12 protein-coding genes are annotated in these 14276 nt (G+C 73.0%); 4 read left to right on the top strand and 8 right to left on the bottom strand.

What is annotated here, in order from left to right; translation table 11 throughout:
• Nucleotides 1-56: 56 nt before the first annotated feature.
• From AIF0345_RS13435 to AIF0345_RS13405, 7 genes are all read right to left on the bottom strand, one after another.
• Nucleotides 57-1373 carry an RbtT/DalT/CsbX family MFS transporter gene (locus tag AIF0345_RS13435; protein WP_084682614.1) on the bottom strand — a complete coding sequence of 439 codons (1317 nt, stop codon included), beginning with the start codon at nt 1371-1373 and terminating at the stop codon, nt 57-59.
• Nucleotides 1374-1673: 300 nt separating this feature from the next.
• Nucleotides 1674-2474 carry a DeoR/GlpR family DNA-binding transcription regulator gene (locus AIF0345_RS13430; protein ID WP_268917852.1) on the bottom strand — a complete coding sequence of 267 codons (801 nt, stop codon included), beginning with the start codon at nt 2472-2474 and terminating at the stop codon, nt 1674-1676.
• An 88-nt stretch (nt 2475-2562) separates the two neighbouring features.
• Nucleotides 2563-3210 (bottom strand): LutC/YkgG family protein, encoded by a 648-nt coding sequence (locus tag AIF0345_RS13425; RefSeq protein WP_043563688.1) that lies wholly within the window; start codon nt 3208-3210, stop codon nt 2563-2565.
• Nucleotides 3210-4823, bottom strand: coding sequence for a LutB/LldF family L-lactate oxidation iron-sulfur protein (locus AIF0345_RS13420; protein WP_043563690.1), 1614 nt, complete (start codon nt 4821-4823; stop codon nt 3210-3212). The genes AIF0345_RS13425 and AIF0345_RS13420 overlap by 1 nt, the downstream gene beginning before the upstream one ends.
• Nucleotides 4820-5623, bottom strand: coding sequence for a (Fe-S)-binding protein (locus tag AIF0345_RS13415; RefSeq protein WP_043563692.1), 804 nt, complete (start codon nt 5621-5623; stop codon nt 4820-4822). The genes AIF0345_RS13420 and AIF0345_RS13415 overlap by 4 nt, the downstream gene beginning before the upstream one ends.
• Nucleotides 5624-5917: 294 nt before the next feature.
• Nucleotides 5918-8458, bottom strand: coding sequence for an HNH endonuclease signature motif containing protein (locus tag AIF0345_RS13410; RefSeq protein WP_285296417.1), 2541 nt, complete (start codon nt 8456-8458; stop codon nt 5918-5920).
• Nucleotides 8459-8644: 186 nt separating this feature from the next.
• Nucleotides 8645-10336, bottom strand: coding sequence for an L-lactate permease (locus AIF0345_RS13405; RefSeq protein WP_268918053.1), 1692 nt, complete (start codon nt 10334-10336; stop codon nt 8645-8647).
• Nucleotides 10337-10565: 229 nt separating this feature from the next.
• Here AIF0345_RS13405 and AIF0345_RS13400 point away from each other — a divergent pair, with 229 nt between their 5' ends.
• From AIF0345_RS13400 to AIF0345_RS13390, 3 genes are read left to right on the top strand one after another with little or no spacing between them, the layout of a single operon-like run.
• Nucleotides 10566-10742: a hypothetical protein gene (locus AIF0345_RS13400; RefSeq protein WP_268918054.1), complete on the top strand. Its 177-nt coding sequence runs from the start codon at nt 10566-10568 to the stop codon at nt 10740-10742.
• 3 nt (nt 10743-10745) lie between these two features.
• Complete coding sequence (locus AIF0345_RS13395; RefSeq protein WP_268918055.1) at nt 10746-12491, top strand: FAD-dependent oxidoreductase; 1746 nt, start codon at nt 10746-10748, stop codon at nt 12489-12491.
• 2 nt (nt 12492-12493) lie between these two features.
• A complete protein-coding gene (locus AIF0345_RS13390) occupies nt 12494-12763 on the top strand; it encodes a metal-sensitive transcriptional regulator (protein WP_043562699.1) in 270 nt (89 codons plus the stop codon).
• A 12-nt stretch (nt 12764-12775) separates the two neighbouring features.
• Here the strand turns inward: AIF0345_RS13390 and AIF0345_RS13385 are convergent, their stop codons facing one another.
• The gene (locus AIF0345_RS13385; RefSeq protein ID WP_043562702.1) at nt 12776-13411 is read right to left on the bottom strand and encodes a hypothetical protein; all 636 of its coding nucleotides are present in this window, start codon (nt 13409-13411) and stop codon (nt 12776-12778) included.
• Nucleotides 13412-13487: 76 nt separating this feature from the next.
• On the opposite strand from AIF0345_RS13385, the gene AIF0345_RS13380 reads away from it, so the two are divergent.
• The gene (locus tag AIF0345_RS13380; protein WP_043562704.1) at nt 13488-14207 is read left to right on the top strand and encodes an FHA domain-containing protein; all 720 of its coding nucleotides are present in this window, start codon (nt 13488-13490) and stop codon (nt 14205-14207) included.
• Nucleotides 14208-14276 lie beyond the last annotated feature (69 nt).

Below are 14276 nucleotides of genomic sequence, written 5' to 3'. Positions count from 1 at the left end.
TGTCTCTCTCGGTTCTCTTATCGGATGGTGGGTGGCGGATGGTCGGCGTAGGGCGGTCAGGCGGTCGTGGGCGCGGCGACGTCGGCGTCGGAGAGCTCGGCATCAGTGTGCAGCACTCGGGCGTTGCCCGGGAGCCTGAGGGCGAAGCAGAGGAGGAAGGAGATGACGTAGATGCCGGCCAGCGCCATGGCGGCCGCGGCGTAGCCCTGGGCCGTGCCCTCGTCGCCCAGCAGCAGGGTGACGATGGCGGGGCCGACGAAGGCGCCCAGGCCGGCGCCGAGGTTGAGGATGGCCAGAGCGTTGCCGGTCTCCCCGTGGGCGTGGGCGGTGATCAGCGGCGTGGTTGGCACGTGCGCGCTCAGGCCGATGCCCACGGCCGAGGTCCCCAGCGCGATGAGGAGGAAGCTCGGGCCGGCGACGATGGGGATGAGGTAGATGTAGGCCAGCGCGATCGCCGTGATCGGGGTGGCGGCCCACTGCAGGGTGTTGCGCCAGCCGATGCGGTCGCCCATGACGCCCCAGAACACGTCGCCGATAATGGCGACGAAGCCGAAGATGGAGAACTCCAGGATCGCCTGGGACTCGGGCATGCCGAAGACCTTGTGCAGGTAGACGACGTAGTAGGCCTGCATGCCGTACTGGCCGGAGAGGTTGATGATCTTGACGACCCCGCCCACCGAGACCTTCGGGTAGCGCCACAGCACGGACACGGCCGAGCCGACCGATTGGAGGACGGACTTGCCCCGGGTGGCGGCGGAGGAGGGGCGGCGGTACAGGAAGAGCATGCCGGTGGTGCCCCCGGCGGCGGCGAGCAGCCAGCCGACCCACAGGGTCGGGATGTGCCCGATGGCGGGCAGGAAGAGGCTGGACAGGTAGGAGCCGAGCAGCTGCATGCCCAGGGAGAAGGCGAACCAGAACCAGCCCGAGACCGAGGACTGGCGCTCCGGGGGCGTCACCATCATCGTCCAGGTGAGGAACCCGTAGGCGAACATGGGGTAGCCGAAGCCGCGCATCCCGTAGAAGAGCAGGAGGAGGGGCAGGCTGTGGCTGGGCAGGCCGACGGCGATGAAGAGCGCGTCGAAGACCAGGAAGGAGATCAGGCCGATGAGCATGACCCTGCGGCATCCCAGGGCGTCGCACAGCGCTCCTGACAGGAAGGCGGCCAGCGCTACGACGACGCCGTAGGAGGTGACGATCGAGGAGGCCTGCGGAACGGTGAAGCCGACGTCGGCGCTGGAGAGGTAGTTGGTGATCCACACGGCCTCGATGCCGTCCCCGATGACGAAGACGATGACGGCGAGGAACCCGGCGGCGAGGTTGGTGGGGAAGCCGGTGCGTTGTATGGCGGCGATGAAGCGGTTGGAACTGGGCATCGGAGGACCTTCGTTGGCGGCTGACGACGTTGTCACGGCCCCGGGGCCGTTGACGTAAGTCTGCGGCAGTGCCGCGGCCCGTGGGCCGACCGGTCGCGGCTGAGGCGTGACCGGTCGACGCCCGCTAAGGCACCCGCCGTCGTTGCCGGTGGGAGCGGGCGCGTCGCGCGCCGTCGTTGTGATCCGGGGCCCGATCCTGTGCGCGGCCCCGGTGGCCGCGCCGTCGGAGATGATGACCGCGATGACCGTTTCCGCCCGCGTGGGTGACCGGTTCGCGGGCGTGGCGGCGGGCCCCGGTGCTCAGACCCGCTCGATGACCGCGCCGAGCCCGGTCAGGCGCCTGGCCGTGGACGACCGCAGCTCGCGGCCGGTGATGACGCGCTCGAGCTGACGGACGTGCCCGAAGCGGGCGAAGGTCGAGTGGCCGAACTTCGTGTGGCTGCCGACGAAGATGGCGCGGCCAGCGGTTCCCAGGACCGTCTCCTTGACCTCAGCGACCGAGGCGTGCGGCGTCGTCAACCAGCCCTCCTCGCTCACACCGTTCGCCCCGACGACGGCGAGGTCCGGCTCCATCTCCCGCAGCATGCGGGTGGCCCACCGCTCCACGGAGGCCAGGGTGATGGGCCGGACCCTGCCGCCGATGACGACGACCTGCGTCCGCGGTCGCTCCGCGAGCTCGATGGCGGTGGGCAGGGACGCGGTGACAATGGTCAGGTCGCGGTCGGCGGGCAGGGCCCGGCCGACCAGGAGCGGGTGAAAGCCCTCGTCGAGGAAGACCGTCTCGGCGGTGCCGAGGTGCTCCACGGCCGCCTGGGCGATGCGCTCCTTCTCGTCAGTGAGGTGGGTGACGCGGAACTCGCGGCTGGACTCGAAGGAGCCCGACTCGGCCGCGGTGACCCGTCCGTAGGAGCGGCGGATCCGCCCGGTTGACTCCAGCAGGCGCAGGTCGCGGCGGATGGTCTCGATGGAGACCCCGAAGAGCTCGGGCAACTCGGCCACCGAGGTGCTGCCCCGGTCCCTCAGGTGGGAGACGAGGGCCTCCCGGCGCTCTCGGGCGCCCGCGGCGGGTGGCGGTGCTGGATCGGGGCGAGTGGTGGCCATGCGTCGATTCTGGCGCCGTGTGCGCCTCTGCGCAGGCAGTTGCGGACTGCTGCGGGCACTGGACCGATCTCGGTGAAAAAGAGGGTGCTCAGTGGGCGATGATGACGCCGAGGTTGCGTGGGCCGTGGACGCCCTGGACGCGCACGAGCTCGATGTCCGCCGTCGCGCTCGGGCCCGCGATCCACGTCATGGGGCGGGTGGGGTGCTCGCCGAGCACGTCCACCGCCTGGGGCACGGTCGGCACGATCGACCTCCGCTCCAGGACGCACACGTGGGTGTCGGGCACCAGCGTGATCGCCCGGCGCCCCTGGTCGGGCTCGCCGTCGAGCACAATGGTGCCCGAGATGGAGATGCCCACGCGCGAGCCGGTGACCACGGCGTCGACGCGGTCCAGGTCGAGGGTCGCGATGGGCCGCTCGGGGGAGTCCTCGACGAGCTCGCGCCCGCGGCCGGCGGCCCGCTTGTACTCCTCGGGCAGCCCCGCCGGCACGACGACGACCCGCGCCCCGCCCAGCAGGGCGTCGATCGCCTCGGCGATCCCGGCGTCGTCGGGCTCGGTGCGCACCACGGCGTCGTAGTCCTCGAGCTTGTCCACCATGTCCGCCACGACCGGCTCGGAGCCGGGGGCGTGCTCACCGACGCGGATGTAGTCGCGCGGGACGGGGCGGGCCGGGCCGCGCTGGGAGCGGGCGATCGCGTCGCGGGCGCGGGCCAGGATGGCGGTGCGCGCGTCCATCACTTCTCCTCCTTGCGGCCGGAGCGGTCCCTGGCCGCAGGCCGGGCCGAGGCCGTCGTCGTCGGGTGGGTGCGCGCCCACCACTCGCGGAAGTTCTCCGACGGCGCCTCGGGCAGGTCGCGCGCTCCGGTCCACATGGAGGCCGGGAAGGGCAGCGCGCCGATCCGGCCGTCGCGGCCCACCAGCCGGGTCGCCTTGGCGGCCTTCTCGGCCAGGCCCCACAGCCGGCCGCTGCTCATGGCCGGCCGGGTCGCGCTCATCGCCACGTCCCACATGTCTGGGACCACCTTGCGCTTGACGTCGACGGTGCGGGCCCGCAGATGGATGAGGATCGTGGGGATGTCGATGCCCACCGGGCAGGCCTCGCCGCAGGCCCCGCACAGCGAGGAGGCGAAGGGCAGCGTGTGCACCGGGTCGTCGTCGGCGAGCCCCTGGGTGAGCTGGGGCGTGATGATCGCGCCGATGGGGCCGGGGTAGACCGAGCCGTAGGCGTGCCCGCCCACGTGCTGGTAGACCGGGCAGATATTCATGCAGGCCCCGCAGCGGATGCAGTGGAGGGCCTCGCGGCCGATCGGGTCGGCCAGCGTCCTGGTGCGCCCGTTGTCCATGAGGATGAGGTGGAACTCCTGGGGGCCGTCGCCCGGCGTCACCCCGGTCCACATGGAGGTGTAGGGGTTCATGCGCTCCCCGGTGGCGCTGCGCGGCAGCAGCTGGGAGAAGATCTCGATGTCCTGGAAGCGGGGGACGAGCTTCTCGATGCCCATGAGGGTGATGAGCGTGTCGGGCAGGGTCAGGCACATGCGGCCGTTGCCCTCGGACTCGAAGATGGAGACGGTGCCGGTCTCGGCCACGCCCATGTTGGTGCCCGAGACGGCCACGGACGCGTGGAGGAACTTCTTGCGCAGGTGGGCGCGGGCGGCCCCGGCCAGCTCGACCGGGTCGTCGGACAGGCCCTCCGGCGCGTCGCCCATGCGGTCCAGGAAGATGCCGCGCACCTCGGAGCGGTTGCGGTGGATGGCCGGGACGACGATGTGGGAGGGCATGTCGTCGGCGAGCTGGACGATCATCTCCGCCAGGTCCGTCTCGTGGGCGGTGATGCCCTCGCCCTTGAGGTACTCGTTGAGGTTGGTCTCCTGGGTCGCCATCGACTTGATCTTGACGACGTCGTCGACGCCCTTGGCCTTGATGAGCGAGGTCACGATCCGGTTGGCCTCGGCGGCGTCGCGCGCCCAGTGGACGATGCCGCCGCGCGCGGCGACGTTGGCCTCGAAGCGCTCCAGCAGCTCGGGCAGGTGGCTCATAACCTCGTTCTTGACGGCGCTGGCGGCCCGGCGCAGCTCCTCCCAGTCCGGCATCTCCTCCACGCGCATGGCGCGCTTGCCCCGGATGGTGCGCGTGGCGTGGCCCAGGTTGCGGCGCAGCTGGGTGTTCTGGAGGGTCTTGTGGGCCGCGGTCGGGAAGGACTCGCCCCACCGCAGGGTGTTGGCGGGGATCTCGACGGTGGTGCGCCACCCGCCGGTGTGGGCGGCGCCGGTGGCGCCGGCCGCGGCGTCCGCCGTCGGCGCGCTCGCGCTGCCCGGTCCCGCCGGCATGCCCAGGAAGGTCTGGCTCATTTGACCGTCGCCTCCTTCGCGGTCGGGGCGAAGGACACGTTGCCGCTGAAGGGCTGGTCCTTGGTCGAGGCGAGGATCTCGGCCAGGTGCATGATCCGCACCCCCGAGTTCAGGCGCGACAGGCCGCCGCCGACGTGCATGAGGCAGGAGTAGTCGCCCATGCACAGCACCTCGGCCCGGGTGGACATGACGTTGGAGACCTTGTCGGCGAGCATGGCCGTGGAGGTCTCGTGGTTCTTCATGGAGAAGGTGCCGCCGAAGCCGCAGCACACCTCGGCGTCGGGCAGGGGGGCCAGGTCGATGCCGTTGACGGCCTTGAGCAGCCGGTAGGGGCGGTCGCCGACCTTGGCGATGCGCATGGAGTGGCAGGTCGGGTGGTAGGTGACCCGGTGCGGGAAGGAGGCGCCGACGTCGGTGATCCCCAGGACGTCGATGAGCAGCTCGGAGAGCTCGTAGGTCTTGGCCGCGACCTCCTTGGAGCGGCGCGCCAGGGCGGCGTCGCCCACGTGCTCGGCCACGAGCGCCTGCTCGTGGCGGGTCGCCCCGGCACAGGAGCCGGAGGGCACGACGACGGCGTCCCACTCGCCGTCGAGCACCGGCTCGAAGGTCCTGACATGGTTGCGGATGAGGGAGGCCGCCTGCGTGAAGTACCCGGTGTTCGCGTGCATCTGGCCGCAGCAGACCTGCCTCTCCGGGAAGACGACCTCGTGCCCGAGTCTTTCCAGGATTGCGACGGTCGCCTGCGGCGCCTGCGGGAACATCGCGTCTCCGATGCAGGTCGCGAAGAGTGCGATGCGCACAGATGGACCTTTCGTGGACGTCATTGACTTGGGACCACGGTAAGGGGTGCGGGGCGGGGGCTTGGACGGCCTGCTCGGCGGGCTTGGAGCGGAGGTGCGCGAAACTGCGTTATTGCTGGAGAAAATCGGTGTTTCCCGACGGCGGTGCCGGAGAGGCGCCCGCCCGCCGGGGCGTCCTGGCGGGCAGGTTTGCGCAAGTGTCGCCTGAGGTTTATGACGGAGTGTCGTCGGTGGTGCCGGGAACTACGGGTGCGGGGGCTGTCGAGCTGCTGTTGTCGGCTGGGTGTGCGTGTTTTAGAAGGGTGGGATGGTGTCGAGTAGTGGGGTCAGGCCGAGGGTGTGGAGGGTGGGGTGGTAGGGGGTGGTCTCGTAGTCGCCGGGGTTCTCGTTGGGGTGGGGGCCGTGGGTGGTGATGAGGGGGCTGGTGTGGTGGCCGAGGCCGAGGTCGCCGGGGGTGGTGTCTGGGCTGGTGTGGTTGGTGAGGCCTTTGTGGAGGCGGTCGAGGGTCTGGGGGGTGATGGCGCGTGCGAGGGCCTGGGGGAGGCGGGTGGCGGGGCGGGTCTTCTGGCCTGGTCCGGTGCGGCGGGGCAGGAGGGTGATGGTGCCGTCGTTGTCGCGCTGGTAGCGGGCTCCGGTGGGGGTGCGCCAGACCAGGGCGCCGTCTGGGGTGCGGGTCAGGGCCCAGCCGGGGGTGTGCTTGAGGCGGTGGTGGGCCCGGCACAGGCAGGTCAGGTTCTCAAGGCTGGTGGTCCCGCCCTCGGCCCAGGGGCGGACGTGGTCGATCTCGCAGCCGCGGGCGGGGCGCTCGCAGCCGGGGTGGGTGCACGAGGCGTCGCGGGCGCGCACCAGGTCGGCCAGGGCGGCGGGGGGCCGGTAGCGGGTGCGGCCGACGTCGGTCACCGCCCCGGACAGGGGGTCGGTGACCAGGCGGCGCCAGGTCCCGCCGGCGGCCAGCGCCCGCGCCACGGCAGCGGGCACCGGCACGCTGCGCCCGCGACCGCCCAGGCTCGCCCCCACCGGCCCTGCGGGCCCGGTACCGGGCCCGCAGGCGGGTGTGGTGGTGGGTGTGGTGGTGGGTGTGGTGGTGGCGGGCGGGTCGTCCTGGGGCGGGGCGGTGTCGTCGGGCAGGAGGTCTGTGAGGTGGTTCAGAGGGACGGTGACGTCGATACTGACCGTCAGTCCTGGTGGCAGGGGAGCGGGGTCGGTCCCGGAGGGCGTCCACCAGGGGCTGGTGTGGCAGACCAGGCCGCTGAGCGCGGTCAGCAGCCCCTCCAGGGGCACCCCGTCGGGCGTCAGGCCCATCGAGTCGACGTACAGCGGCTCCACCACGCCCGCAGGACCCGCAGGACCCGCAGGACCCGCGCCGGCCCCGAGAGCCCCAGGGCCGGTGGGGTCCGCGGTGTCCGCCGGGCCGGGCGGCGGACCCTCGAAGCCCGTGAAGCCCACCAGGCCCGGACCCGCCACCAGCTCCTCCGGACCCTCCTCCGGGCGGGCCGGGCGGGCCGGGGCCTCCGGGCCCGCGGGATCGAGGGCCGCCCCGGCCGGACCGCCCGCACCCGCCCCGGCGGCGCCCGCAGCGGCCGTCGCGGTCTCGGCCGCCTCGGTTGTCGCGGTCTCGGCCGTCTTGGTTGTCGCGGTTGTGGTTGTGGTGGTGTGGTGGGTGGTGCGCAGGGTGTGCAGGGTCATGGCGGTCAGGGCGTCGGCTCGCAGCTGGCCCGGGGTGCGGCTGTCGCCGGTGGCGCGGGCCGAGGCGGCGACGGCGTCCAGGGCGGCGTCCAGCAGGACGGCGTCGGCCCGCGGCAGGAGGGCGCGCATCTGGCACACTCCCGCGCCCGCCTCCCTCGGCCTGGTCACGTGCCGGCCGGCGGCGCCGCGCCGCGCCCGCCGGCCGGCACCGGCCGGGTCCAGGCCCGTCAGCGCCCGGTCCACCTCCCGCCCCACCTGCGCGGGAGTGCGGTGCACCGCACGGCCCAGCACACGGTCCTGCACCACCCGCGCCACACCGACCGGCTCGCCGGCCAGGCGGCGCACCACCACGGACGTCTTGGAGGAGTCCAGCAGCCCCACCCGGTGCAGGCCGCACACCGGCGCCAGGCGGGCGTCGAGCAGACCCGCGCCCCGGTCCACCAGCCGGGACGCCACCAGGCGCGACACCCCCGCCCGGCACGCCACCTCGCCGGCGGCGCTCCACCGCCCCGCCCCAGACACCGCCCCAGACACCGCACCCGACCCGTCCGGAGCGTGACAGCGGGACAGACCATCACCCCGACCGTCCCGACCGTCGTCCTGGGTGTCGTCGCTGTCGGGCCGGCCGGGCCGGTCGGGCTGGTAGGGCAGACCACCCATCTCCGGGCAGCGGGCCATGCAGGCCGCCACCACCGCCTGGGCCCACTGCGCCCAGGCGGCCAGACGACCGCAGGCCGCCACCAGCTCACTGAGCACCTCCGCACCCAGACCCACCAGGGCCCCCACACCCCGGCCGTCGACCACCACCGACCCCGCCGCCTCAGCCAGAGCCCGCTCACCAGGGCCCACCAGCCCCCCAAGAAGCCCAGCACCCCCACCAGCACCGTCGTCCCCGGCAGCGCCGCCGTCGGCCGGGACGGCAGGACCACCGGCCGGCCCAGCAGCAGCGCCGCCGTCGGCCGGGACGGCGGGGGCCAGCAGCGGCGCCACCGCCCGCTCCACCACACCCGCCAGAACCGCCCCCGGCACCATCCCCGACAGCACCCCCACCACGGCCTCGACCCCATCAAAGCCCTCGAGCGGGGCGCCGTCACCGGCACCGTCCGCACCACCCGGCACGGACGGCTCAGCGCCCCAGTCTTCGAACATGTGTACAGGATAGCATCCGCCACCCCTCCACCACAACCCCCACAACCCCGGAATCCCGGAATCCCGGAATCCCGGAATCCCAGCACAAACCCGGATCCCCGACAACCCCCACACGCGCAGAGCCCGACCTCGACGCGGAACCGGACCGATCTCGACGAAAGGGGCGGGCGGGAGGGGGGCGCCTGCTTAGGCCGGCATGTAGGCCCCGAGCCAGCCCTGCGCGGCGATGAAGACCAGCGCCCCCAGCAGCACGAGCAGCCCGATCGAGAACGGCGCGGCCTTCTTGAGGATCTCCGCATCCTTCCCGGGCGCCTGGACCGCCGTGGTGACGACGGCGAGGTTCTGCGGCGAGACGATCTTGCCCAGGCCGCCTCCGATGGTGTTGGCCGCCAGGAGGATGCGCGGGTCCAGGTTCGCGGTCTGCGCGGCGGTGGCCTGCAGGTTGGCGAACAGGGCGCCGGCGCTCGTCGCCGAGCCCGCCACGGCCGTGCCGATCCACCCCAGGGCCGGGGACAGGAAGGCGAAGGCCGCTCCCGTGGTGGCCAGCGCGGCTCCCACGGCGCTGGTCTGGCCCGAGAAGTTCATCACGTAGGCCAGCGCCATGACAGTGGCGATCGTGAGGATCGACATGCGTAGCGTGTAGATCGTCTCCGGCAGCGCCCGGAGCATGCGCCCCGCGCTCACTCGGAACAGGCCGCCCGAGGAGCGCCGGGAGTAGACGATCGTCACGATCAGGGCCGTCAGGAAGATCCACGTGCCCGGGTTGGACAGGGTCTGCAGAGTGTAGATCGCCGACGACGAGGCCTCGCCGGACTCGGTGAGCAGCCGGCCGTGGACGCCGGGCCAGGGGATCTTGATGTCCGTGCCCGACAGGACCTTGGACAGGTCGACCCCGATCTTCCACAGCTTGGTGATGCCGATCATGATGACGACCAGGACGTAGGGCAGCAGGGCGAGAGCGATGCGCTCGGTGTCGGGCTTGTCGTCGGCGCTGGTCTCCGAGCGGTAGTCCTCGGGGGTGGTCGGCGTCCACACCAGGAGGAAGAGGTAGGAGGCGGCGAACCCCAGGAGGGCCGCCAGGACGCTGGTGAGCTCGTAGGAGATGTACGGGGCGATGAAGTGCCCGCCCCCGGTGGCCAGCCCGGCGACCAGGGCCAGGGGCCACAGCTGGCGCACCGCGCGGACGCCGTCGAGGATCCCCAGCAGGAGGAAGGGCATGAGTACGCAGATGACCCAGGTGAAGTGGGTCATAATGATCCCGATGAGCGTGGGGTCCTGGCCGCCGCCGAGGCTCGCGGCGGTGGTCACCGGAATGGCCATGGCGCCGAAGCCCACGTAGATGGCGTTGCCGACGATCGTCACGAGCGCGGCCTTGATCTTGTCCAGGCCGAGGGTCACGAGCATGGCGGCGGTGATCGCCACCGGCGCCCCGAAGCCGGCCAGGCCCTCCAGCAGGCCGCAGAAGCAGAAGGCGACGATGAGCGCCTGGGCGCGCATGTCTCCCTTGCCAATGGCGTTGAACACGGCCCGCAGGTCCTTCGAGCGCCCGGAGACCTCGGTGAGGTTGTAGAGCCACACCGCGGCGAGAATGATGTAGATGATCGGCACGAACCCCATGGCCAGGCCCTGCGTGCCCGACAGGAGCGTCATGCCCGCCGGCATGTGGAAGCACACGACCGCCAGCACCGCGGACAGCGCGAGCGCAATGATCGAGCACCAGTGGGTGGCGACCTTGAAGGCGCCCATGAGGACGAAGAAGGCGATCAGGGGCACGAGGCCCACGACCGCCGTGAGGAACACGTTGCCGCCCACCGCCGTCGTTGACGGGGTGAAGGACGCCTGGGCGGCGCCGAGGAGCGGAAGGACGTCGAGAGGCATGAGGACTCCGAGATCGGTGGCGGAGGACGGACGGTCGCGAGAGCCCGGGCACCGGTGCCCGGGCGTGCGGAGCGCGACGAGACGAAAACGATCATGCCATGTCATCGCCGTCCGGCGCACGGCCCGCGGCGGGCCGGGTGGGCCGCCTTGACCTCCTATGCCCCCCGGGGTATAGGCTGGGCGTCGTAAGATACCCCTAGGGGTATATTCGACGTGCGAGGAGAGACCCATGTGCCGACCCGTGACCTGCAGGACGTGCGGCAAGACGACGTGGGCCGGCTGCGGCCGGCACGTCGCACAGGTGAAGGCGGGCGTGCCGGCGGGGCGGTGGTGCACCTGCGAGCGCGACGCCCCCGCCTCCACGACCGCCGGCGGCCTGCTGGCGCGCCTGCTCGGAAGGCGCTGAGCCGTGAGCCCCGCCGCCCCCGCTGCCCGCTCCGTGCCCGAGGCGCCGTCGCGCCGTGTCGTCATTGTCGGGGGCGTCGCCGCCGGCATGAGCGCCGCCACCCGCCTGCGCCGCCTCGATGAGAGCGCCGCCATCACCGTTGTCGAGCGCGGCGAGCACGTCTCCTTCGCCAACTGCGGCCTGCCCTACTACGTCGGTGGCGTCATCGCCGAGCGCGACGACCTCCTCCTGCAGACCCCCGCCTCACTGGCCGCGCGCTTCGCCCTCGACGTGCGCGTGCGCACCGAGGCCACCGCCATCGACCGCGCCGCCCGCACCGTCCGCGTGCGCGCCACCGGTCCCGACGGCGGCGCCGCCGAGGAGGACCTGCCCTACGACGCCCTGGTCCTGGCGCCGGGCGCCCGGCCCGTCCTCCCGCCGATCTCCGGCATGGAGCGGGCCCTGACCCTGCGCGACGTCGCCGACGCCGATGCCCTGGTCCGCGCCGTCGCCACCGCCGGTGGCGACGGCGGCCCGGCCCGCAGCGCCGTCGTCCTGGGGGCCGGCTTCATCGGGGTGGAGACCGCCGAGAACCTCCACCGCCGCGGCCTGGCCGTCACCCTCGTCGAGCTCGCCGACCACGTGCTGCCCCCGCTCGACCCCGAGATGGCCGCCCCCGTGGCCGCCCGCCTGCGCGAGGCCGGCGTCGAGGTGCGCACCGGCGTGACCATCGCCGAGCTGGGGCTGCGCGAGGCGCTCCTCACCGACGGCGCCGCCGTGGCCGCCGACCTCGTCGTCGCCGCCGTCGGGGTCCGCCCCGACACCGCGCTGGCCCGCGCCGCCGGCCTGGAGGTCGACGAGCGCGGCGGCATTGTCGTGGGTCCCGACCAGCGCACCAGCGACCCCGCGATCTGGGCGGCCGGCGACGCCGCCGTCAAGACCGGCGCCATTGACGGGGCCCCCGCCCATATCGCCCTGGCCCAGACCGCCAACCGCCACGGCCGCGTCGTCGCCGACTCGATCATGGGACGGCGGGCCGCCGCCGCGCCCGCCATCGGCACCGCCATCGTCGACGTCCTCGGCCTCCAGGCCGCAATGACCGGCTGGAGCGAGGCTCGCGCCCGCGCCGCCGGCCTCGACGTCGTCTGCGTCCACGTCCACCCCGACGACCACGCCTCCTACTACCCGGGCGCCCGAGCCATGAGCCTCAAGCTCGTGGCCGAGGCCGGCACCGGGAGGATCCTCGGCGCCCAGGGCGTGGGGCCCTCCGGCGTCGACAAGCGCATTGACGTGATCTCCACCGCAATCCGCGGCGGACTGCGGGCCCCCGACCTCGCCGACCTGGAGACCGCCTACGCCCCGCCCTTCGGCGCCGCCAAGGACCCGGTCGCCATGCTCGGCCTGGTGGCCGACAACGTCCTGAGCGGGCTGACCCCCACCCTCCAGTGGCACGAGCTCGACGCCGCCCGTGCCGCCGGGGCGGGCCTGGTCGATGTGCGCACCCCCGCCGAGTACGCGCGCGGGCATATTCCCGGGGCCCTCAACATCCCCGTCGACCGGCTGCGCGGACACCTCGACGCGCTTCCCGACGGCCCCCTCATCGTCTCCTGCCAGGTCGGCCTGCGCGGCCACGTCGCCGCCCGCCTGCTCCTCCAGCGCGGCCGCGAGGTGCGCAACCTCGACGGCGGCTACCGCACCTGGTCGGCGGTGCACGGCGCCGGCGCGGTCGGCCCGGAGCCGGGCCCCGCGCCCGCGGCCGGGGAGGCGTGAGCATGGCGGTTCGCCTCGACCCCGATGAGCTGCGCCCGGCCATCACCCGCCTCAAGCGGGCGCGCGGCCAGCTCGACGCCGTCATCCGCATGCTCGAGGACGGCCAGGACTGCGAGCGGACGGTCACCCAGATCGCCGCCGTCTCCAGGGCCGTCGACCGGGCGGGCTACGCCGTCATCGCCACGGGCATGCGCGCCTGCTTCGCGGCCGACCCCACCGGTGAGACCGTGGACGCCGCCCGCCTGGAGAAGATGTTCCTGGCCCTGAGCTGAGCCGGGCCCGGCTCAGGGCGTCGGCGCGGTCGGCACGGGGCCGGGCCGGATCGGGGCGCGCTGGACCGGCTGGATCGGGTCGCGCTGGAGGTCGGCGGGGGCGACCCGGTCGGCCAGGGCGATGACCTCGCCGATCAGCGGCTGGACCTGGGCCGGGGTCGTGCCCCACACGCGCATGAGGACGTCCACGGGCACCGTGGGCAGGCCGGCCTTGCGCAGCACGACGACGGCGCTGGGGCGCACGGTGGAGCCCATCGCATTGCCCCTGGCGAGCGCCCAGTAGCCCGCTGTGCCGGGGTTGGGGCGCAGGCGGCGCGGCTCGCCGCCCGGCAGGTTCTCGTTGAGCAGGGCCAGCTGGGTGGCGTGGCGGCCCTCCTTGGAGCTGTCGTCGTAGGCGATGACCAGGCTCAGGTCGACGGCGAAGACCCTCTGCAGGCCGTCGCCCACGTGCAGGAGCCGCGCCAGCGGGGCGCGGCGCTCGATCCGCCTCAGGGTGACCAGGAGCTCCTCGAGGTTGGCCCGTCGGCGAGGATCCGCGCCGGTCATGCCTGACGTGCGCCGACGCGCCTCCGCGCGCTCCCACCCCGGCGGAGGGAATTCGGGCACCACGATCCAGGTCGAGGCGTTCGGGGTGACGGCGATCTGCATCCTGAAGACTCCTTGTGCGTCGCGTGTGCCGCGGCGGTCGGCGCTCGTAGGACGCTACTCATCTTATGCTGTAGTCGTGCCAGCAACAGTTCCCGTGCCCGCCTCGCCCGTGCAGCGTCTTGTCGCCGGTGGGATCGACGTCCTGCTCGTGACCGGGATCTGCGCGTTCCTGCCGATCCACCTGATATGGAGGCTGGCGTGCGCGGGGCTCGTGCTCGTGGTGCTCGTGGTGATCCAGGCGCTCACCGGCGTCGGCCCCGGCGGAGCCGTCATGGGGATGCGCCTGCACCGGGTCTCGCGCGGCGGCAACAGCCCTGGGCTGGCGGCCGTGGGGCGCGCGGGCCTCATGGCGGTGGCCGCTGTGGCGAGTCTGGGGGCGGTGCCCGTGGTCATGGTGGTGCGCGCGGACGCGACCGGTCTGCGGCGCACCTGGTACGACCGGATCTCGGGGACCATGCTGGTCTCCAGGCGCTCGCACATGATGTACACCCTAGTTCTCGATGGGCGATCCGTGCTGGTGGACGCCCCGGTGCTCCTGGGGCGGGCCCCGGAGCGCAGCCCCGGGCGCGAGGGCGTGCGCCTGGTCTCCGTGCCCTCCGACGACGCGACGGTCTCCAAGACCCACGCCCTGCTCGAACCCACCCCGGAGGGGATCGCGGTGACCGATCTCGGCTCGACCAATGGCACCTATCTGGTCGATTCTCAGGGCAGCCACGAGTTGTCTCCCGGTCTCGCCGAGACAGTGCCCAGGGGAGGGGCTATATACTTCGGCGAAGCTGAGTGCCGTGTTCGGTGACGTGTCCGGTCAAAGTCCGGAGGCGCGGCCGGGCGCGCTCGGCAACCGCTACCGCGTCGCCGCTCACCA

The sequence above is a fragment of the Actinomyces israelii genome (genome assembly GCF_030253495.1).
Lineage (GTDB): Bacteria > Actinomycetota > Actinomycetes > Actinomycetales > Actinomycetaceae > Actinomyces > Actinomyces israelii.
Note: the sequence above shows the minus strand (reverse complement) of the source record. Positions and strands in the feature narration are given on the sequence as shown.